The 18,592-nt window shown below is 72.1% G+C and carries 16 protein-coding genes; 8 read left to right on the top strand and 8 right to left on the bottom strand.

The genetic code is table 11. The features are described from left to right. Nucleotides 1–119 precede the first annotated feature (119 nt). Nucleotides 120–1,172 carry a DUF2599 domain-containing protein gene (locus tag CG736_RS15785; protein WP_100586854.1) on the top strand — a complete coding sequence of 351 codons (1,053 nt, stop codon included), beginning with the start codon at nucleotides 120–122 and terminating at the stop codon, nucleotides 1,170–1,172. Nucleotides 1,173–1,275: 103 nt separating this feature from the next. Next, the gene (gene aroA / locus CG736_RS15780; protein ID WP_100586853.1) at nucleotides 1,276–2,496 is read left to right on the top strand and encodes a 3-phosphoshikimate 1-carboxyvinyltransferase; all 1,221 of its coding nucleotides are present in this window, start codon (nucleotides 1,276–1,278) and stop codon (nucleotides 2,494–2,496) included. 8 nt (nucleotides 2,497–2,504) lie between these two features. On the opposite strand, the gene CG736_RS15775 is transcribed toward aroA, so the two are convergent. The 3 genes from CG736_RS15775 to CG736_RS15765 are packed head-to-tail and all read right to left on the bottom strand — an operon-like array spanning nucleotide 2,505 to nucleotide 5,657. Continuing rightward, nucleotides 2,505–3,353, bottom strand: coding sequence for a carbohydrate ABC transporter permease (locus tag CG736_RS15775; RefSeq protein ID WP_100586852.1), 849 nt, complete (start codon nucleotides 3,351–3,353; stop codon nucleotides 2,505–2,507). Continuing rightward, entirely contained in the window at nucleotides 3,350–4,324 is a 975-nt protein-coding gene (locus tag CG736_RS15770; RefSeq protein WP_100586851.1) for a carbohydrate ABC transporter permease, read from the bottom strand. The genes CG736_RS15775 and CG736_RS15770 overlap by 4 nt, the downstream gene beginning before the upstream one ends. Before the next feature lie 34 nt (nucleotides 4,325–4,358). Continuing rightward, nucleotides 4,359–5,657 (bottom strand): extracellular solute-binding protein, encoded by a 1,299-nt coding sequence (locus tag CG736_RS15765; protein ID WP_043913185.1) that lies wholly within the window; start codon nucleotides 5,655–5,657, stop codon nucleotides 4,359–4,361. 204 nt (nucleotides 5,658–5,861) lie between these two features. On the opposite strand from CG736_RS15765, the gene CG736_RS15760 reads away from it, so the two are divergent. Beyond that, nucleotides 5,862–6,671 carry an IclR family transcriptional regulator gene (locus CG736_RS15760; RefSeq protein WP_043913183.1) on the top strand — a complete coding sequence of 270 codons (810 nt, stop codon included), beginning with the start codon at nucleotides 5,862–5,864 and terminating at the stop codon, nucleotides 6,669–6,671. Between the two features lie 79 nt (nucleotides 6,672–6,750). Here the strand turns inward: CG736_RS15760 and CG736_RS15755 are convergent, their stop codons facing one another. The 3 genes from CG736_RS15755 to CG736_RS15745 form a co-directional block, all read right to left on the bottom strand. Further along, a complete protein-coding gene (locus tag CG736_RS15755; protein WP_100586849.1) occupies nucleotides 6,751–7,401 on the bottom strand; it encodes a Pr6Pr family membrane protein in 651 nt (216 codons plus the stop codon). A gap of 134 nt (nucleotides 7,402–7,535) precedes the next feature. Then, on the bottom strand, nucleotides 7,536–7,799 hold the full coding sequence (locus tag CG736_RS15750) for a DUF1876 domain-containing protein (RefSeq protein WP_100586848.1): 264 nt from the start codon (nucleotides 7,797–7,799) through the stop codon (nucleotides 7,536–7,538). A 102-nt stretch (nucleotides 7,800–7,901) separates the two neighbouring features. After that, complete coding sequence (locus CG736_RS15745; protein WP_100586847.1) at nucleotides 7,902–9,395, bottom strand: NAD(P)/FAD-dependent oxidoreductase; 1,494 nt, start codon at nucleotides 9,393–9,395, stop codon at nucleotides 7,902–7,904. A 126-nt stretch (nucleotides 9,396–9,521) separates the two neighbouring features. Between CG736_RS15745 and CG736_RS15740 the strand changes: the two genes are divergently transcribed. The 5 genes from CG736_RS15740 (at nucleotide 9,522) to CG736_RS15720 (ending at nucleotide 16,655) form a co-directional block, all read left to right on the top strand. Beyond that, nucleotides 9,522–10,748 (top strand): CdaR family transcriptional regulator, encoded by a 1,227-nt coding sequence (locus CG736_RS15740; RefSeq protein ID WP_100586846.1) that lies wholly within the window; start codon nucleotides 9,522–9,524, stop codon nucleotides 10,746–10,748. Nucleotides 10,749–10,880: 132 nt separating this feature from the next. Next, nucleotides 10,881–12,023 (top strand): CaiB/BaiF CoA-transferase family protein, encoded by a 1,143-nt coding sequence (locus tag CG736_RS15735; RefSeq protein ID WP_100586845.1) that lies wholly within the window; start codon nucleotides 10,881–10,883, stop codon nucleotides 12,021–12,023. Between the two features lie 11 nt (nucleotides 12,024–12,034). Continuing rightward, nucleotides 12,035–13,177: an acyl-CoA dehydrogenase family protein gene (locus CG736_RS15730; protein WP_100586844.1), complete on the top strand. Its 1,143-nt coding sequence runs from the start codon at nucleotides 12,035–12,037 to the stop codon at nucleotides 13,175–13,177. A gap of 38 nt (nucleotides 13,178–13,215) precedes the next feature. Further along, a complete protein-coding gene (locus CG736_RS15725; RefSeq protein WP_043913164.1) occupies nucleotides 13,216–14,430 on the top strand; it encodes an acetyl-CoA C-acetyltransferase in 1,215 nt (404 codons plus the stop codon). Nucleotides 14,431–14,471: 41 nt separating this feature from the next. Continuing rightward, on the top strand, nucleotides 14,472–16,655 hold the full coding sequence (locus CG736_RS15720; protein ID WP_100586843.1) for a 3-hydroxyacyl-CoA dehydrogenase NAD-binding domain-containing protein: 2,184 nt from the start codon (nucleotides 14,472–14,474) through the stop codon (nucleotides 16,653–16,655). Here CG736_RS15720 and CG736_RS15715 read toward each other — a convergent pair. Together CG736_RS15715 and CG736_RS15710 are read right to left on the bottom strand one after the other, a co-directional pair. Continuing rightward, nucleotides 16,643–17,392 (bottom strand): MerR family transcriptional regulator, encoded by a 750-nt coding sequence (locus tag CG736_RS15715; RefSeq protein ID WP_100586842.1) that lies wholly within the window; start codon nucleotides 17,390–17,392, stop codon nucleotides 16,643–16,645. The genes CG736_RS15720 and CG736_RS15715 overlap by 13 nt on opposite strands. Nucleotides 17,393–17,495: 103 nt before the next feature. After that, on the bottom strand, nucleotides 17,496–18,512 hold the full coding sequence (locus CG736_RS15710; protein WP_100586841.1) for an isopenicillin N synthase family oxygenase: 1,017 nt from the start codon (nucleotides 18,510–18,512) through the stop codon (nucleotides 17,496–17,498). Between the last annotated feature and the right edge of the window lie 80 nt (nucleotides 18,513–18,592).

Raw genomic sequence — 18,592 nt, 5'->3', positions numbered from 1 at the left:
GCATTTCTGGACCAGTTGCCGCCGTGGCCGGTCCGCGGCGGCGACTGCACCGGTGGTACGCGAACTTTGGCTCTTTATCGTGCAGCCCGCACCGGCCGCTCTCCCCGATACTGCTGGTCATGAACGGACGAGCAGCTTCCCGGTTCCTCGCCTCCCTCGCCGCCTGCGCGGCCGGCGCCTCCCTGCTGGTGGGCGTCCAGGCCGGCCCAGCGGCCGCGGAAGTCTTCTGCGGCTCCCACTCGGTGGACGGCGCCATCTGGACCGAGTACACCCAGACGCCCGGCGTGCGGCAGGCCCTCGGCTGCCCCACCAGCGACGAACTCGGCCTGCCCGACGGAGTGGGCCGCCGTCAGGTCTTCGACAACGGCTCGATCTACTGGAGCCCCGGCACCGGGGCGCACGCCGTGTGGGGGCTCGTCGGCCAGGAGTGGGCCCAACACGGCTGGGAGGGCGGCTACATGGGCTACCCGCTCACCGACGAGCTGCGCAACCCCGACGGGATCGGCGTCCGCCAGCAGTTCCAGAACGCCACGGTCTACTGGTCGCCCAACACCGGGGCGCACGCGGTGCACGGCAACATCGGCTGGTGGTGGGGCCAGTACGGCTACGAGACGGGGACGTACGGCTACCCCACCAGCGACGAGTACAACGCCGGACACGTCGGCGGCAACGTCGACGACAACAACGGCGTCCGCCAGGACTTCCAGTCCGGCAAGTACCTGCTGTGGAGCGGCGGCCAGGCCGACGCCTTCGAGGCCTGCCAGAGCGCGTGCATCGGCTACGGCGGGACCACTGACACCAAGTGGGTGGTCAGGACCGAGGTCTACGTCAACTGGTCCGACAGCCGCCTGACGTCCGTCCACGTCACCCCGACGGCCGCCGCGTTCAAGACCGTCCTGGGGACCGACGACGCCGCCAGCGACCTGAACGAGGACTGGCGGCAGGTGGGGTCCAACACGCGGATGTTCCCCGGCGCCACCCAGGCCGAACAGAACTCGACCTTCCAACAGCTGATGTGCCACGCGGAGTTCTCCTACCCCAACACCGGCGGCGGCCACTTCGGCGGCCCGACCTGGGACCTGGAGACGTGGCGCCCCGTGCTCACCGGGAACAGCGACACGATCCTCAGGAAGATGCTCGCCGCCAAGTGCAACTGGGACACCGACTCGTAGCCCGCGCCTCGCGGCTGTCCGAGGCGTGGGACGATCCGTCTCGCACAGCCGCGGCAGGGCAGGATCGGGGCTGCCCTGTTGTCGTCGTGGTGGAGTGGCTCCCGTGAGTGTCGTCGAGATCCCCGGTTCGAAGTCGGTCACCGCGCGTGCGCTGTTCCTGGCAGCGGCGGCGGAGGGCGTCACCACGCTGGTGCGGCCGCTGGTCTCGGACGACACGGAGGGGTTCGCCGAGGGGCTGCTCGCGCTGGGGTACGAGGTGGCGCGGGAAGCGGGCGAGTGGCGGATCGGGGGGCGGCCGCAGGGGCCGAGGACGGACGGGGCACGGGTGTTCTGCCGGGACGGGGCGACGACGGCGCGGTTCCTGCCGGCGCTGGCCGCGGCGGGTCGGGGGACGTTCCACTTCGACGCGTCGGCGCAGATGCGGCGGCGGCCGCTCGGGCCGTTGACGACGGCGCTGCGGGAGCTGGGCGTCGAGGTGGAGTGCCACGGGGAGGAGGGCCACCACCCGTTGAGCGTGCGGACGGGCGGCGTGGCGGGCGGCGAGGTGACGCTGGACGCCGGCCTGTCCTCGCAGTACCTGACGGCGTTGCTGCTGCTCGGCCCGCTGACCCGGAACGGGCTGCGGATCCGGGTCACCGACCTGGTCTCCGCCCCGTACGTGGAGATCACGCTCGCGATGATGCGCAGCTTCGGCGTCGAGGTCGAGCGCGAGGGCGACCTCTTCAGCGTGCCGCCCGGCGGTTACACGGCGACCCGGTACGCGATCGAGCCGGACGCGTCCACGGCGTCGTACTTCTTCGCGGCGGCCGCGGTGACGGGTCGCGAGGTGACCGTCGAGGGGCTCGGACGCGGCGCCCTCCAGGGCGACCTGCGGTTCGTCGAGGTGCTGGAGCGGCTGGGCGCGAAGGTGGAGATCGGGGCGGACGCGACCACCGTCAAGGGCGGGGAGCTCACCGGGGGGACCGTCAACATGCGGGACATCTCCGACACCATGCCGACCCTCGCCGCGATCGCGCCGTTCGCATCGGGGCCGGTGCGGATCGAGGACGTGTACAACACCCGGGTCAAGGAGTGCGACCGGCTGGACGCCTGCGCCGAGAACCTGCGGCGGCTGGGCGTCGACGTGGCGACGGGGCGGGACTGGATCGAGATCCGGCCCGGGGCGCCGAAGGCGGCGGAGATCGCCACCCGCGGCGACCACCGGATCGTCATGTCGTTCGCCGTCACGGGACTGCGCACGCCCGGGATCGCGTTCGACGACCCCGGGTGCGTGCGCAAGACCTTCCCGGGCTTCCACGAGGCGTTCGCCGCCTGGGCCGGGTAGCCGACAGGTCAGTCCTTCACGGCGCCGCCGAGTCCGGACACCATGTGCCGCTGGACCAGGACGAAGAAGATCAGCACCGGGACGGTCATCAGGGTGGAGGCGGCCATGATGCCGCCCCAGTCGTTCTCGTCCGGCTTGAAGAACACCATCAGGGCTGCCGGCAGCGTCTGGTGGTCGGTGTCCAGGATCAGTGTCTTGGCGAACACGAAGTCGTTCCAGGCGGTGATGAACGAGAACACGCTGGTCGCCGCCAGGCCGGGCGCGACCAGCGGGAAGAGGATGCGCCACAGGATGGTGAAGCGGCTGGCGCCGTCGATCCGGGCGGCCTCCTCCAGCGACTCGGGGACGGCGGCGACGAAGCCGCGCAGCATCCAGACCGCGAACGGCAGCGAGAACGCCAGGTTGACCAGCATCAGCGCGCCCAGCGAGGACAGGCCGAAGCCGGGGGCGACCGTGCCGATGTCGCGGACCAGGAAGAACAGCGGGATGGTGAGCGCCTCGACGGGCACCATCTGGGCGACCAGGAACATGATCAGAATGGTCGTCCGGAACCGGAACTTGAACCGGGACAGCGCCACCGCCGCCAGGAAGGCGATCGCGGCGGAGACCACCACCACGACCACGGCGACCGCCAGGCTGTTCAGGAAGTACCGGCCGAAGCCCGAGACCCCCAGCGCGTTGCGGAAGTTGTCGAGCGTCGGGGCGAACGTCCACGGGCGCGGGTGGGCGGAGGTGATCTCGCCCTTCGGCTTCAGCGCCGAGAGCACCATCCAGTACAGCGGGAAGACGGTCAGCAGGGCGAGCACGATCGCCACCGCGTTCGCGCCCTGCCTCAGAACGCGACTGTCGCGCTTCACAGTTCCTCCCCGGAGCGGCGCAGGCTGCGGATGTACACGGCGGTGACGGCCAGCAGGATCAGCGTCATCAGGACGCCGATGGCCGCACCGAGGCTGTAGTTCTCCGCGACGAAGGCCTTCTGGTAGGCGTACACGTTGAGGACGAGGTTCTGGCCGGCGATGCCGCCGCCCCCGGTCATCACGTAGATCTGGGTGAAGACCTTGAAGTCCCAGATGATCGACTGGATCACCACGATCACCAGCAGCGGCCGCAGCATCGGCAGCATGATCCGGCGGAAGATCGTGGCGGTGCCGGCGCCGTCCAGGCGGGCGGCCTCCAGGATCGAGTCCGGGATGGCCTGGATGCCCGCGTAGAGGGTGATCATCACGAACGGGAAGCTGTGCCAGACCACGACCACGGCGACCATCGCGAACGCCGACCACTTGTCGTACATCCAGTTGTGGCCCTGGGTGCCGAGGATCTCGTTGACCAGGCCGGAGTTGGTGTCCAGCAGGAACATCCACACCGTGGAGCCGGTCATCGCGGGCGCGGCCCACGCGCCGAGCGCGCCGAACATCAGCAGCAGCCGCGGCCACTTGCCGACCCGGGTCAGCAGCACCGCGCAGACCGCGCCGACCACCAGGGTGGCGACGACGCAGAACGCGGCGAACGCCAGGGTCTGGCCGAGCACTGACCAGAACTGCGAATCGCCCAGCACGTCGGTGTAGTTCGACAGCCCGACGAACTCGGTCGGCACCCCGCCGGAGGCCTGCGGCTGCCCGAACTTGAGCACCGACAGCAGGCCCAGCTGGTACAGCGGATAGCCGAACAGCGGGATCAGCACCAGCGCGGCCGGCAGCAGCAGCCACAGCGGGACGGGGATCCGGGCGAGCGGCCCGGATCGGCGGCGACCCTTCGCGGGGGCGCCGCCCGCCGGGCGGACCGGGGAGTCCCCGTGGTCCGCCCGGGCGGTGACGGTCGTGGCAGGCATCGACAACTTCCGCTTCTCGTCTACAGGTTGACGGCTACTTGCCGCTGAACGAGGTGTTCATCGCGGCCGCCGCCTCCTTGGTCGCGGCAGCCACGTCGGCCTTGCCGGTGATGACCTTCTGCAGCATCGTCGGCACCACGTTCTGGGCGTCGATCTTCGCCCAGGCGGCGTCCTTCGGGACGAACTTGGTGCCCGCCTCGATGGTGTCGGTGAACGGCTTCAGCCACGGCTGCTTCTGCACCACCTCGGCCCGCGCCGAAGTCAGCGTCGGCAGGTTGCCCATCGCGTCGAACAGCGCCAACTGGTTCTTCTTGGAGGCCAGCTCCTTGATGAAGTCGACGGCCAGGCTGCGGTGCTGGGTGGACTTCATGACGCCCAGGTCGTTGCCGCCGGAGAAGGCCGGCGCGATCTTCCCGGCCTCGGCCCCGGGCAGCGGGACGATCGCGTACTTGCCCTTGGCGGCGCCCGCCTCCACCGCGCTGCGCGAGGAGTTCGGCAGGATCGCCATGCCGGCCTTGCCGGCGGCGAACGACTCCACCGTCTTGCCGCCGGTCAGGTCGGCGCACTGCTGCGCCGGACAGATCCCGTCCGTGAACAGGTCGGTGTACGCCTTCACGCCCGCCTGCGACTTCTCCGAGTCGAGCGCCGAGGTGTACGCCGAACCGTTGGCCGTCGCCAGGTCGCCGCCGTTCGCCCAGACGAACGGCAGCGCGCCGAAGGTGTACTTGCCGCCGACCGCGATGCCCAGCATGTCGCCGTGCGCCGAACGGACCTTCTCCGCCGCCGACTTCAGCTCCGCGTAGCTGGTCGGCGCGGCCAGGCCCAGCTCGGTGAACACGTCGGTGCGGTAGTACAGCGCGCGCACGCCCAGCCACCACGGCAGGCCGTACGTCTTGCCGTCCACCACCGCGGTGTCCTTCAGGTCCTGCGGCAGGTCCTTGCCCTCCTCCCAGTTCGCCAGGTCGGAGGTGATGTCGGCGAGGCCGCCCGACGCGGTGTAGCCGAACAGGTCGGTGTTGCCGAACTCCACCACGTCCGGCGCGGAGGACGGATCGTTGAACGCGCCCTTCATCTTCTCCGCGCGCGGACCGGCGTCCGTCGGAATGTACGACACCTGCACGTCCACGCCCGCGTGCTTCGCCTTGAAGTCGGCGACGGCCTGCGCCACCACCTGCTCCTTCGGCGCCCGGTTCGCCTCGTCGTACAGCCACACCTTCACGGTGCCGGTCTGCTTGTCCTCCGACGAGGCGGTCTTGGCGGTGCCCGGCGCGCAGGCCGTGGCCACGGTGCCCGCCAGCACGGCAAGGGCGGCACCACGGGCCAGCTTCTTCATGCTCAACGTCATCTCCTCGCCGAAAAGCGGGATGTACCTGCACGATCCGGAGAAAACTCGGACATGCGGTGGGGGATCGGTGTGAGCGGGACATTAGAAAGCCGCCGGGCGCGCCGACAAGAGCAGAGCGCGAAAGTTCTGCACTGCAAAACGATGTGCTGCGGAACTGGCACCACGCCCCGACGCGCCGTAGCGTCACACCCCATGACCAGCACCGCCGCCGACAGCCGGCCCGCCGACCGACCGGAACGCAACCAGTCCGCGTCGCTGCGCCGCGCCCTGGCGGTGCTCGAACACGTCCGCGACCATGCCGCGGCCGGGACGGACCTCAGCCTCACCGCGCTCGCCGAAGGCCTCGGCATGTCGAAATCCACCGTGCTGCGGCTCGCCGCGCCGCTGGTCGACGCCCAGCTGCTGGCCCGCGACCGCGACACCGGCCACTTCCGGCTCGGCCCCGGCGCCCTCCAACTCGGCCAGGCCTACCTGGCCACCCTCGACCTGCGCACCGCCGCCTCCGAGGAGGCCCACCACCTGATGCGCGAGGTCGGCGGCACCGTCCACCTGTGCGTCCCCGACGCGCCGTACGTGGTCTACGTCGACAAGGTCGAGAACGAGACCGCCGTCCGGATGGCCTCCCGGATCGGCAGCCGCGCCCCCATGTACTGCACCGCCGTCGGCAAGGCCATGCTCGCCTGGATGCCCGAGGACGCCTTCGCCACCGTGGTCTCCCACGGCCTCCCCGCGATCACCCCCCGCACCCTGACCTCGGCCGCCGCCCTGCGCACCGAACTCACCCGCATCCGCACCCGCGGCTACGCCGTCGACGACCGCGAGAACGAACCCGAGGTCCGCTGCATCGCCGCCCCCGTCTTCGACCACAACAACACCGTCATCGGCGCGATCTCCACCTCCGCCCTCACCTCCCGCATCACCGCCGCCCGCGCCCGCGAACTCGGCCCGGTGGTCGCCGCCACCGCCGCCCGCGTCTCCCGAACGATGGGCTCCACCCGCTGACGGCTGCACCGGGATCAGCCGGACCCGGCCCCCGCAGGGAGGGTTCGGCCACGACGGCGTCGACCGGGGCTCACCGCCGTCAGGCCTCCGCGGGGGCCGCGGGCTCGCGGCGGAGTCTGGTGCCGAGGCGGTCGAGGCCGACGACCAGGGCGGCGAGGACGACGAACTCCAGGGTGAGCTGGACCATCTGGAGGCCGACCCAGGCGTAGCCCTTCTCGGTGGGGTCGAGGAAGAAGTAGGGGTAGCGGAGGGGGAAGTCCGGGAAGGCGGCGGCGCGGGCCTCGGTGAGGAAGGCGTAGCCGAGGGGGTAGGAGAGCCAGAGCGGGAGGTCGCGCCAGCGGGAGGCGTTGCGGGGGGAGAGCAGCAGCCAGTCGGCGAGCACCATCAGGGGGGTGGTGTAGTGCAGGAAGAAGCTCGACCAGTGCTGGAGGCGGTCGGGGCCGGAGACCAGGCCGGGCAGCGGGTTCTCGCCGTGGTTGAGCAGCACGTGCGCGACGATGCCGGTGATGGTGATGTACAGGACGGCGGCGCCGCGCAGCCGGGGCGCGGGGGCGTCCGCCGTGTCGCGCTTGACCATCCAGTAGACCGCGCCGAGGAAGTAGCCGAGCACCAGCACGTTGCTCTGGAGCGTGAAGTACACCAGTGAGCTGTTGCTGAGGTAGATCCCCAGGAACGCGGACAGGGCGATGGCGCTGCGCCACCACAGGGCGGGGCGGGTCCAGACGGTCATGCGGTCACCGGTGTTCGTCTCGCTGGTGCCCCCCGTGGGCACGACTGATCGCCGCACTCTACCTGCCGGTTCGACGGTCCGAAAAGATCACTGGCCGGTGGACGGGCCCGCCCCGTACGGGAGTTCGGCGCCGGTCAGAGCGGGAGGTGCGCCGGGTTGTGGGTGTGGCTCTCGATGCCGGTCTCGGCCCGGCCGGCCAGCTGGTGGGCGAGGTCGTGGCACGCACGGGCCGCCGCCAGCTCCTCGCCGATGACGCTGTCGCCGTCGTCGACGGGATTTCGGCGGGCCATGCCTTTGCCTTCGGCGCCGGGGGCGCTGAAGCCGCTGAGCGAGGCGGTGCAGGTGGTGCGGGACTCGTCCTCTTCGAAGTTCAGGTCGACGACCCAGTGGTTCTGCATGACGTGTCACCTTCCCGTGCACCGGCGACGGGCGGCCGGTGCGCCTTCCTCCCAGCGTCCGCCCGCTCCCGCCGGGGAGCAAGGGGCGGCGTCCGGGGCCGGTCAGGAGAAGTGCAGCTCGGGGTCGGTGACCTGCCCGGCGCCGAGCGTCCGGGCGTCGTCGCGGTAGCTGGTCGAGGTCTGCCACGGCCTGCGGTCGCCCTGCCGGGGCAGGCCGTCGACGGCGCGCCGGACGTAGCCGGCCGCGAAGTCCAGGAACGGCCGGGTGGGCATCGCCGGGTCCGCGACCTCGGGCCGGCAGATCCGGTGCCCCTGCCGGTCCATGTGGGCCAGCAGGCGGCAGAAGTGCTCGCACAGCAGGCCGATCTTCAGCGTCCAGGAGGAGTTGGTGTAGCCGATCGCGTACGCGAAGTTGGGGACGCCGGAGAGCATCATGCCCTTGAACGCGACGGTCCCGGCGAGCCGCACCGGCTCGCCGTCCACGCTCATCGGGATCCCGCCGAACGCCTGCACGTTCAGCCCGGTCGCGGTGACCACGAGGTCCGCCGTCAGCTCCCGTCCGGACTCCAGCAGCACCCCGCGCTCGGTGAAGGTGCGGATCCGGTCGGTGACCACCGTCGCCCGGCCGCTGCGGATCGCCTTGAACAGGTCGCCGCCCGGGACGGCGCACAGCCGCTGGTCCCACGGGTCGTACGGCGGGCTGAAGTGCTCGTCCACCGGGTAACCCTTGGGCAGTTGGCGGGTGTTCACCCAGCGGATGATCTTCCGGGCGGCCTTCGGGTGCCGCTGGCAGAACGACCAGACCGCGTACTGCTGGGCGATGTTCTTGCGCCGGGTCAGCGCGTAGCCGCGCTCGTCGCCGAGCAGGCGGCGCAGCAGGTTGGCGAGGTGGTCGCGGCGCGGCACCGGCATGACGTACGTGGGCGTGCGCTGGAGCATCGTCACCTGCCGGGCCCGCCGGGCCATCGCGGGCACCAGGGTGACGGCGGTCGCGCCGCTGCCGATCACCAGGACGCGCTTGCCGGTGTGGTCGAGGTCCTCCGGCCAGTGCTGCGGGTGGACGACGGTGCCGGTGAACCGGTCCAGCCCCGCGAACTCCGGGGTGAAGCCCTGGTCGTAGCGGTAGTAGCCCATCGCGCAGAACAGCCAGTCGCAGGTCAGCGTCACCTGCTCGCCGGTGTCGACGCGTTCCACCCGGACGCTCCAGCGGGCGTCCGCCGTCGACCAGGACGCCTCCAGCACCCGGTGGTGGTAGCGGATCCGGTCCTGCAAACCGTTCTCCCGGACGGTTTCGCGCAGGTAGGAGAGGATCTGCGGGGCGTCGGCTATCGACTCCTTCTCCCGCCACGGCTTGAACGCGTAGCCGAAGGTGTGCAGGTCCGAGTCGGACCGGATGCCCGGGTAGCGGAACAGGTCCCAGGTGCCGCCGAGCTCCGCCCGGGCCTCCAGGACCGCGAACGACCTGCCGGGCGACTCGGCCGTCAGGTAGCGGGCCGCGCCGATGCCGGAGATCCCGGCGCCGACGATCAGCACGTCCAGGTGCTCGACGGGCGCGGCGGCCCTCTCGTGGGGCGTGGCAGCGGCGGCGGTGGACACGGGCGACTCCTGGGGGTGACGGGCCGGACCCCGCCATCGTCCTCAAAGCGCACGGCAGTTGCCCAGGTTCAACCTGCACCGTACTGCGCCTTCCCCGGTGCACTGTGCACCACTACCGTGACGGGCATGCCGCCGCTGCCCCCGCCCCGGATCCGGAGACTGATCCGCCAGGGCGCCGAGATCGCCCTCAACCCGCAGCCCGAGTGGCTGGCCGAACTCGACGCCGCGACCCTCGCCGGCGAGACCCGGCGGCCGATCGCCGCCGACCCCGTCCTCTCGGCCGGCCTGCGCCGCGTCAACCGGGCCAACCTGCTGCGCTGGGCCGCCGCCAACGTCACCGCCCCCGGCGCGCCCGTCCCCCCGGCCCCCGAGGGCGAGGAACAGCGGCTCATCGCCCGTGACATCGTCCGCCGCGGGCTGGACGAACCCGCCCTCGACTCCTACCGCGCCGGCGAGAGCGTCGCCGTCCGCCTGTGGACCCGGATCGCCTGCTCCCTCACCGCCGACCCCGACGAACTGCGCGACCTGCTGGAAGTGTCACTGCGCTCCATCTCCGCGTTCGTGGACGCCTGCGTCGGCGAGATGTCCGCGCTGCTGCGGGCCGAACGCGCCGCCCTCACCGGCTCCAACCACGCCGAGCGACTGCACGCCGTCACCCTGCTGCTGGACGGCGCCCCGATCGCCCGGGCCCGCGCCGAGGCCCGGCTCGGCTACCCCCTCGCCGGCCCCCACACCGCGGCCGTCCTGTGGGTCGACGACCTGGACGCGGACTTCGCCCAACTCGACCGCGCCGCCGACCTGCTGGCCGCGGCGGCAGGCCGCCCGCCGGTCCTCGACGTCACCGCGAGCACGGCCACCCGCTGGCTCTGGACCGCCGCTCGCCCCGATCCGTCCGCCCTCCGCACCGGCCTGGACCGGCTCCCCGCCGTCCGGATCGCCCTCGGCCCCGCCGCCACCGGCGTCAACGGCTTCCGCCGCAGCCACCTCGACGCCCTCACCACCCAACGCATGCTGGCCCGCCTCGCCTCCGTCCAACGCCTCGCCTCCCACGACGAGATCGAACTCGTCTCCCTCCTCACCCAGGACCTCGAAGGCGCCGACCGCTTCGTCCGCCGCGTCCTCGGCGCCCTCGACGGCCCCCCGGCCGAAGCCGTCCGCGCCTACCTCGCCGAACAGTGCAACGCGACCCGTGCCGCGACCCGCCTGTTCACCCACCGCAACACCCTCCTGCGCCGCCTCGCCCACGCCGACACGTTGCTGCCGCGGCCCCTCCACGAGAACCCGCTCGAAGTGGCTGCGGCCCTGGAGATCCGCAAATGGCAGGCCAAGGGCGCTGGGAGTCCCCCCAGGTGAAGCCGAGGGGCGCGGCCCTGCGGACGTGATGCGCGCTCGTCGCACCCGGGGCGGGCTCTTGTTACCGGCGAGTCGCATCCCTATCATCGCCACTGTGACAGCTTCACTGTCAAACCTGGGAGGCGGCCGCCGATGACCCCCGCAACACCCCCCGCCCCGGCTGTCGGGCCGCTCGCGGGTGTCCGTGTCCTGGAGCTGGCGGGCATCGGGCCCGGGCCGTTCGCCGCGATGCTGCTCGCCGATCTGGGGGCGGACGTGGTGCGGGTGGACCGTCCGGGCGGGCAGGTGCTCGGGCCGGCTCCGGAGCAGGACCTGACCAACCGCAACAAGCGCTCCGTCGTGGTGGACCTGAAGGCGGCGGACGGCCCCGGCCTGGTGCTGGAGCTGGCGGCGCGCGCCGATCTGCTGATCGAGGGCTACCGGCCGGGCGTCGCGGAGCGGCTGGGCGTCGGCCCGGAACAGTGCCTGGCGCGGAATCCGGCGCTGGTGTACGGCCGGATGACCGGCTGGGGCCAGGACGGCCCGCTCGCCGATCGGGCGGGGCACGACATCACGTACCTGGCGACCTCCGGCGTCCTCGGCCTGATCGGCGACGCGGACGGGCCCCCGGCGATCCCCGCCAACCTGCTGGGCGACTACGCGGGCGGCTCGCTGTACCTGGTGGTCGGCCTGCTGGCCGGCCTGCACCACGCCCGGGCCACCGGCACCGGGCAGATCGTCGACGCCGCGATCGTGGACGGCGCGGCCCACCTGTCCACCATGCTGTGGGGCCTGCTCGGCGCCGGCCTGTGGCAGGACCGGCGGGGCGTCAACCTGCTGGACGGCGGCGCCCCCTGGTACGGCACGTTCGCCACCGCCGACGGCGGGTGGATGGCCGTCGGCCCGCTGGAGCCGCAGTTCTACGCCGAGTTCACCCGCCTGCTGGAGCTCGGCGAGGACGCCCCGGCCCAGTACGACCTGCCCCGCTGGCCCGAGCTGCGCGAGCGCATCGAGCGGCGTTTCGCCACCCGCACCCAGGCCGACTGGACGGCGCTCTTCGAGGGCCACGACGCCTGCGTGGCACCCGTCCTGACGCTCCGCCAAGCACAGGCGCACCCCCACCTGGCGGCCCGCGGCAGCTACACCGAGCAGCACGGCGCCGTGCAGCCCGGCGTCGCCCCGAGGTTCTCCGCGACGCCGGCCGCGCTGCGCACCGCGCCCGCCCGGCCCGGCGCGCACACCGCCGAGGTGGCCCGCGACTGGGCAGTCCCCGCACTCGACCCGAACGCCTCCTGAAGGAGAGACCCGTGCAGCGCGAGCTCTACACCGAGGAACACGAGGACTTCCGGGAGAGTGTCCGGGCCTTCCTCGCCAAGGAGGTCATCCCGCACCACGCCCGCTGGGAGCAGCAGGGCATCGTCGACCGTGACGCCTGGCTGGCCGCCGGGCGGGCGGGGCTGCTCGGCCTCGCCGTGGACGAGCAGTACGGCGGCGGGGGCAGCCCGGACTTCCGGTTCGCGGCGGTGCTGGCCGAGGAGTTCACCCGGGTCGGCGCCAGCGGCCTGGCGGTCGGGCTGCACAACGACATCATCGGCCCGTACCTGACAGGGCTGGCCACCGAGGAGCAGAAGCGGCGCTGGCTGCCCGGGTTCTGCTCCGGCGAGCTGATCAGCGCGATCGCGATGACCGAGCCGGACACCGGTTCCGACCTCCAGGCGATCCGCACCACGGCCGTCGACGCCGGCGACCACTACGTGCTGAACGGCTCGAAGACCTTCATCTCCAACGGCATCCTGGCGGACCTGGTCGTGGTGGTGGCGAAGACCACCGAGGAGGGCGGCGCGCACGGGCTGAGCCTGCTGGTGGTGGAGCGCGGAATGCCGGGCTTCGAACGCGGCCGCAACCTCGACAAGATCGGCCAGAAGGCGCAGGACACCGCCGAGCTGTTCTTCCAGGACGTGCGGGTGCCGAAGGCGAACCTGCTCGGCGAGGAGAACCAGGGCTTCCTGTACCTGATGCGCAACCTCGCGCAGGAGCGGCTGGCGATCGCGGTCGCGGCGATCGCCGGCGCGGAGTTCGTGCTGGAGGAGACCACGGCGTACGTGAAGCAGCGCACCGCGTTCGGGCGTCCGCTGGCCAAGCTCCAGCACGTGCGTTTCGAGATCGCCGAGCTGGCCACCGAGTGCGCTGTCACCCGGGCGTTCGTGGACCGCTGCGTGCTGGAGCACAACAGGTACGACCTGACGCCGGTGGACGCCTCGATGGCCAAGTGGTGGGCCACCGAACTGCAGAAGCGCACCGCCGACCGCTGCCTGCAACTGCACGGCGGCTCCGGCTACATGAGCGACAGCGCGGTCGCCCGGGCGTTCACCGACGGGCGCGTCCAGACCATCTACGGCGGCACCACCGAGATCATGAAAGAGATCGTCGGCCGCTCCCTGCTCGGCTGAACCCCGGCCGACCCACCCGTCTGAAAGGCAGTCACCCCGTGACCACCGAAGCGTACGTCTACGACGCGATCCGCACCCCGCGCGGACGCGGCAAGCAGACCGGCTCCCTGCACGGCACCAAGCCGATCGACCTGGTGGTCGGCCTGATCCACGAACTCCGCCGCCGCTTCCCGACCCTGGACCCGGCCGCGATCGACGACATCGTGCTCGGCGTGGTCAGCCCGATCGGCGACCAGGGCTCCGACATCGCCCGGGTCGCGGCGATCGCCGCGGGCCTGCCCGACACGGTGGCTGGCGTGCAGGAGAACCGCTTCTGCGCGTCCGGCCTGGAGGCCGTCAACCTGGCCGCGGCGAAGGTCCGTTCGGGCTGGGAGGACCTGATCCTGGCCGGCGGCGTGGAGTCGATGTCCCGGGTGCGGATGGGCTCGGACGGCGGCGCCTGGTTCGCCGACCCGATGACGGCGTACGAGACGGGCTTCATCCCGCAGGGCATCGGCGCCGACCTGATCGCCACCATCGAGGGCCTGTCCCGCACCGACGTGGACGCGTTCGCCGCCGAGTCGCAGGCCCGCGCCGCGAAGGCGCAGGCCGACGGCCTGTTCGACCGTTCGGTGGTGCCGGTGCGCGACCGCAACGGCCTGGTGGTGCTCGGCCGTGACGAGTTCATCCGTCCCGGCACCACCGTGGAGACGCTGGCCGGCCTGAAGCCGTCCTTCGCGGACATCGGCGACCTCGGCGGGTTCGACGCCGTCGCGCTGCAGAAGTACCACTGGGTGGAGTCCATCGACCACGTCCACCACGCCGGCAACTCCTCCGGCATCGTGGACGGCGCGGCGCTGGTCGCGATCGGCTCGAAGGAGATCGGCGAGCGCTACGGCCTCACCCCGCGGGCCCGGATCGTCTCCGCCGCGGTCTCCGGCTCCGAACCGACCATCATGCTCACCGGCCCCGCCCCCGCCACCCGCAAGGCCCTCGCCAAGGCCGGCCTGACCGCCGCCGACATCGACCTGGTGGAGATCAACGAGGCGTTCGCCGCCGTCGCGCTCCGCTTCATGCGCGAACTCGGCTTCCGGTCCGACCAGGTGAACGTCAACGGCGGCGCGATCGCGCTCGGCCACCCGCTCGGCGCGACCGGCGCGATGCTGATCGGCACCCTGATCGACGAGCTGGAGCGCCGCGACCTGCGCTACGGCCTCGCCACCCTGTGCGTGGGCGGCGGCATGGGCATCGCCACCGTCATCGAGCGCATCTGACCACCCGTCCACTCACGTACTCACCCAAGGATTTCAACGAAATGACCGACGTGAGCCCCATCCGCTGGGAGCAGGACCAGGACGGCGTGGTCACCCTCGTCCTCGACGACCCCGCGCAGTCCGCCAACACCATGAACGCCGCGTTCACCGACACGCTCGACGCCACCGTCGAACGCCTCGCCGCCACCGAGGAGTTGACGGGCGTCATCGTCACCTCCGCGAAGAAGACCTTCTTCGCCGGCGGCGACCTCAAGCTGCTGTCCTCGGTCGGGCCGGACGACGCCGAGCAGGTGTTCGCCAACTCGATGCGGATCAAGCGCGCGCTGCGCAGGCTGGAGACCCTCGGCAAGCCGGTGGTCGCCGCGATCAACGGCGCCGCGCTCGGCGGCGGCCTGGAGATCGCCCTGGCCTGCCACCACCGGATCGCGCTGGACGCCCCCGGCAGCAAGATCGGCCTGCCCGAGGTCACCCTGGGCCTGCTGCCCGGCGGCGGCGGAGTGGTCCGCACCGTGCGGATGCTCGGCATCACCGACGCCCTGCTCAAGGTGCTGCTGCAGGGCCGCCAGTACCGTCCCGCGCAGGCCCTCCAGAACGGCCTGGTGCACGAACTCGCCTCCACCGCCGAGGAGATGCTCGCGCAGGCCCGCGCGTTCATCGCCGCCAACCCGGTCAGCGCGCAGCCCTGGGACGCCAAGGGCTACAAGATCCCCGGCGGCACCCCCAGCACCCCCGCGCTGGCCGCCAACCTGCCCGCCTTCCCGGCCAACCTGCGCAAGCAGCTGAACGGCGCGCCCTACCCGGCGCCGCGCAACATCCTGGCGGCCGCCGTGGAGAGCTCCCAGGTCGACGTGGACACCGCGTTCGTCATCGAGGCCCGGTACTTCACCGAGCTGGCCTGCGGCGCCACCTCCAAGAACATGATCCAGGCCTTCTTCTTCGACATGCAGGCCGTCAACTCCGGTGCCTCCCGCCCGGATTCGGTCCCGGCCCGGACTGCGTCGAAGGTCGCGGTGCTGGGCGCCGGCATGATGGGCGCGGGCATCGCGTACTCGTGCGCGCAGGCCGGGCTGACGGTGCTGCTGAAGGACGTGACGCAGGAGGCCGCCGAGCGCGGAAAGGCTTACTCGGCGGGCCTGTTGGACAAGCAGGTGCAGCGCGGGCGGCTGTCCGCCGAGGAGCGCGACGAGTTCCTCGCCCGGATCACCCCCACCGCGGACCCGGCCGACCTGGCCGGCTGCGACACCGTCATCGAGGCGGTCTTCGAGAACCCCGAGCTCAAGCACAAGGTGTTCCAGGAGATCCAGCACGTGGTCGCCCCCGACGCGCTGCTCTGCTCCAACACCTCCACCCTCCCGATCGGCCTGCTGGCCGAGGGCGTCGAGCGGCCCGCCGACTTCATCGGCCTGCACTTCTTCTCGCCGGTCGACAAGATGCCGCTGGTGGAGATCATCCGCGGCCCGGAGACCGGCGACCAGGCGCTCGCGCACGCCTTCGACCTGGTCCGGCAGATCCGCAAGACCCCGATCGTGGTCAACGACTCCCGCGGCTTCTTCACCTCCCGCGTCATCGGCCAGTTCCTCAACGAGGGCGTCGCGATGATCGGCGAGGGCCTCGACCCGTCCTCCGTCGAACAGGCCGCCGCGCAGGCCGGCTACCCCGCGAAGGTGCTGTCGCTGCTGGACGAGCTCACCCTCACCCTGCCGCGCAAGATCCGCAACGAGTCGCGCCGCGCCGTCGAGGAGGCCGGCGGCACCTGGGTCGAGCACCCCGGCGAGATCGTCATGGACCGGATGCTCGACGAGTTCGACCGCCCCGGCCGCAGCGGCGGCGCCGGCTTCTACGAGTACGTCGACGGCAAGCGCACCCGGCTCTGGCCCGGCCTGCGCGAACATTTCGGTAGGAACGAGCACGGCGTGGGCCCGGGCGCGGAGATCCCGTTCGAGGACATGAAGGAGCGGCTGCTCTTCTCCGAGGCCCTCGACTCGGTCCGCTGCCTGGACGAGAACGTGCTCACCTCGGTCGCCGACGCCAACGTCGGCTCCATCCTCGGCATCGGCTTCCCCGCCTGGACCGGCGGCGTCCTGCAGTACGTCAACGGCTACCCGGGCGGCCCGGCCGGCTTCGTCGCCCGCGCCCGCGAACTCGCCGCCGCGTACGGCGAGCGCTTCACCCCGCCGGCCTCGCTGGTCGCCCTCGCCGAGAGCGGCGGCCGCTACCGCGACTGACCCTGCTCCTCCTGGCCCGCCCGCTCCGCCGGGCGGGCCAGCTCCTCCGCGAGCGAGCGCTGGAACGCCGTCACCAGCGCCTGCACCACCATCGGCTGGATCCGGTCGGTCAGCTCCCGCATCCGCTCCAGTTCCTCGGGCCCCGGACCGCTCTCCCGGTACGGCCGCCACACGGTGTCCCGGAACAGCCGGTGCAGATCGTGCGCCGTCGCCCGGCTGTGCAGCCGCACCACCGCCCGCGCCGCCACCAGCGTCTCCAGCGGGATCGGCACGTCCAGCACCCGCACGCCCAGTGGCAGCAGCCCCGGATCCACCTTGAACACGTCCGGGTCCGCGGTGCGGTGCAGCGCGCCCATCGCGGCGAGGCCGTCGAGATCCGCGTCCGACAGCGCCCGCCCGGTCCGCCGCTCCAGCTGCGCCCGACTCGCCTCCTCGGCCGACTCCGGCGTCCACGACGCCACCAGCGCCCGGTGGATCGCCAGGTCCAACTCGCCGATGTCGGACGGCAGCTGCGCGAGGTAGCGGTCGATCGCGGCCAGCGTCAGCCCCTGCCGCTGCAACTCCTCGATCAGCTCCAGCCGCCCCAGGTGCTCGGCCCCGTACAGCCCCACCCGCCGCGGTCCCAGCTCCGGCGGCGGCAACAGCCCCTTCGCCCCGTAGAACCGCAGGGTCCTGACCGTCACCCCGGCCCGGGCAGCCAGCTCGTCCACCGTGAACCGCAGCTCCCCGCCGCCCATCGCACCCCAGCCCTCGCACCAGCACCACTGTGACACCAGCAGTGTGACACCGGTCTCGCCCGGCGGTCCATGGCCCCGCCGGGCGTCCGGGCCGGTGCCCCGATCAGGCCCGGGGGAGGAGTTCCGCGTGGTGGCGGCGGGTGACCTCCGGGTGGGCGCGGGCGAAGCCCTTCAGCTCGTTGAAGCCGAAGTCGGCGTGCAGCGGGTTGGCCGGGTCCTGGGTGGCTCCCGGGGCGTGGTGGGCGTGCGGGAATTCGAGCGGGGCGATGTGGGCGTCGAGCCGGGGGTTGTAGAAGAACGGCACGGAGAAGCGTTCGCGGGCGCCCGTCGGGGAGAGGACCCGGTGGCTGGTGGCCTTGAGGTAGCCGTCGGTGGCGACCTCCAGGAGCTCGCCGAGGTTGACGACGAAGGCGCCCTCCATCGGGGGGACGTCCAGGAAGGTGTGGTCGGGGCGCTCGACCTGAAGGCCGCCGACGGTGTCCTGCAGGAGCAGGGTGATGAAGCCGTAGTCCTTGTGGGTGCCGACGCCCTGCGCGGCGCCGTCGGGGGCGGTGCCCGGGTAGCGGACCAGCTTCAGGTGCAGGTGGGGGTGCGGGGTGAAGGCGTCGTCGTAGAAGTCCGGACGGGCGCCGATCGAGGCGAGGAGTTCGTGCAGCAGCCGGCGGGCGACGCCGTCGAGGCGGGCGATCCAGTGCAGGGCCGCGGTGCGCAGCTCCGGGAGTGCGGCGGGCCACTGGTTGGGGCCCTCCAGCCACCAGTAGGCGGGCTCGCCCGGCGCGGGCACGTGCGCCGGCAGCTCGGGGCCTATGTCGAGCTGGTCGCGCCAGTCGCGGCTGCCGCCGGTGCGCTCGTCGCCGGTGCGGGTGTAGCCCCGGAAATGCGGGGAGTTGAGGTTGCTGACGGACAGTCGGTCGGCCTCCGGGAGCGCGAAGAAAGCGCGCATCGCGGAGGTCAGGTCGGCGGTCTCGGCGGCGGTCACGCCGTGGCCGACCAGTTGGAAGAAACCGACTCCGGTGGCGGCCTCCCGCAGCTCCCGGCGGAGCCGGTCCCGCTCGGCGGGGGCGCCGTCGGCGAGCGAGAGATCGATCACGGGGAGGGCGGTGGGGTGCTGCATCGTCATGGGTGCGCGTCCACGGGGAAAGGCCCGGCGGGTACGGCGGATCACGCCGGGAGTGCCGGGGTGGCGGGGCCCGCGCGGTC

It is taken from the genome of Kitasatospora sp. CB02891 (assembly GCF_002803145.1).
Taxonomy (GTDB): Bacteria; Actinomycetota; Actinomycetes; order Streptomycetales; family Streptomycetaceae; genus Kitasatospora; species Kitasatospora griseola.
Note: the sequence above shows the minus strand (reverse complement) of the source record. Positions and strands in the feature narration are given on the sequence as shown.

Coding starts and splice junctions, on each gene's coding strand:
- CG736_RS15785 (WP_100586854.1), top strand. CDS start 120: ATGAACGGACGAGCAGCTTCCCGGTTCCTCGCCTCCCTCGCCGCCTGC.
- CG736_RS15770 (WP_100586851.1), bottom strand. CDS start 4,324: ATGCCTGCCACGACCGTCACCGCCCGGGCGGACCACGGGGACTCCCCG.
- CG736_RS15765 (WP_043913185.1), bottom strand. CDS start 5,657: ATGAAGAAGCTGGCCCGTGGTGCCGCCCTTGCCGTGCTGGCGGGCACC.
- CG736_RS15760 (WP_043913183.1), top strand. CDS start 5,862: ATGACCAGCACCGCCGCCGACAGCCGGCCCGCCGACCGACCGGAACGC.
- CG736_RS15755 (WP_100586849.1), bottom strand. CDS start 7,401: ATGACCGTCTGGACCCGCCCCGCCCTGTGGTGGCGCAGCGCCATCGCC.
- CG736_RS15750 (WP_100586848.1), bottom strand. CDS start 7,799: ATGCAGAACCACTGGGTCGTCGACCTGAACTTCGAAGAGGACGAGTCC.
- CG736_RS15740 (WP_100586846.1), top strand. CDS start 9,522: ATGCCGCCGCTGCCCCCGCCCCGGATCCGGAGACTGATCCGCCAGGGC.
- CG736_RS15735 (WP_100586845.1), top strand. CDS start 10,881: ATGACCCCCGCAACACCCCCCGCCCCGGCTGTCGGGCCGCTCGCGGGT.
- CG736_RS15720 (WP_100586843.1), top strand. CDS start 14,472: ATGACCGACGTGAGCCCCATCCGCTGGGAGCAGGACCAGGACGGCGTG.
- CG736_RS15715 (WP_100586842.1), bottom strand. CDS start 17,392: ATGGGCGGCGGGGAGCTGCGGTTCACGGTGGACGAGCTGGCTGCCCGG.
- CG736_RS15710 (WP_100586841.1), bottom strand. CDS start 18,512: ATGACGATGCAGCACCCCACCGCCCTCCCCGTGATCGATCTCTCGCTC.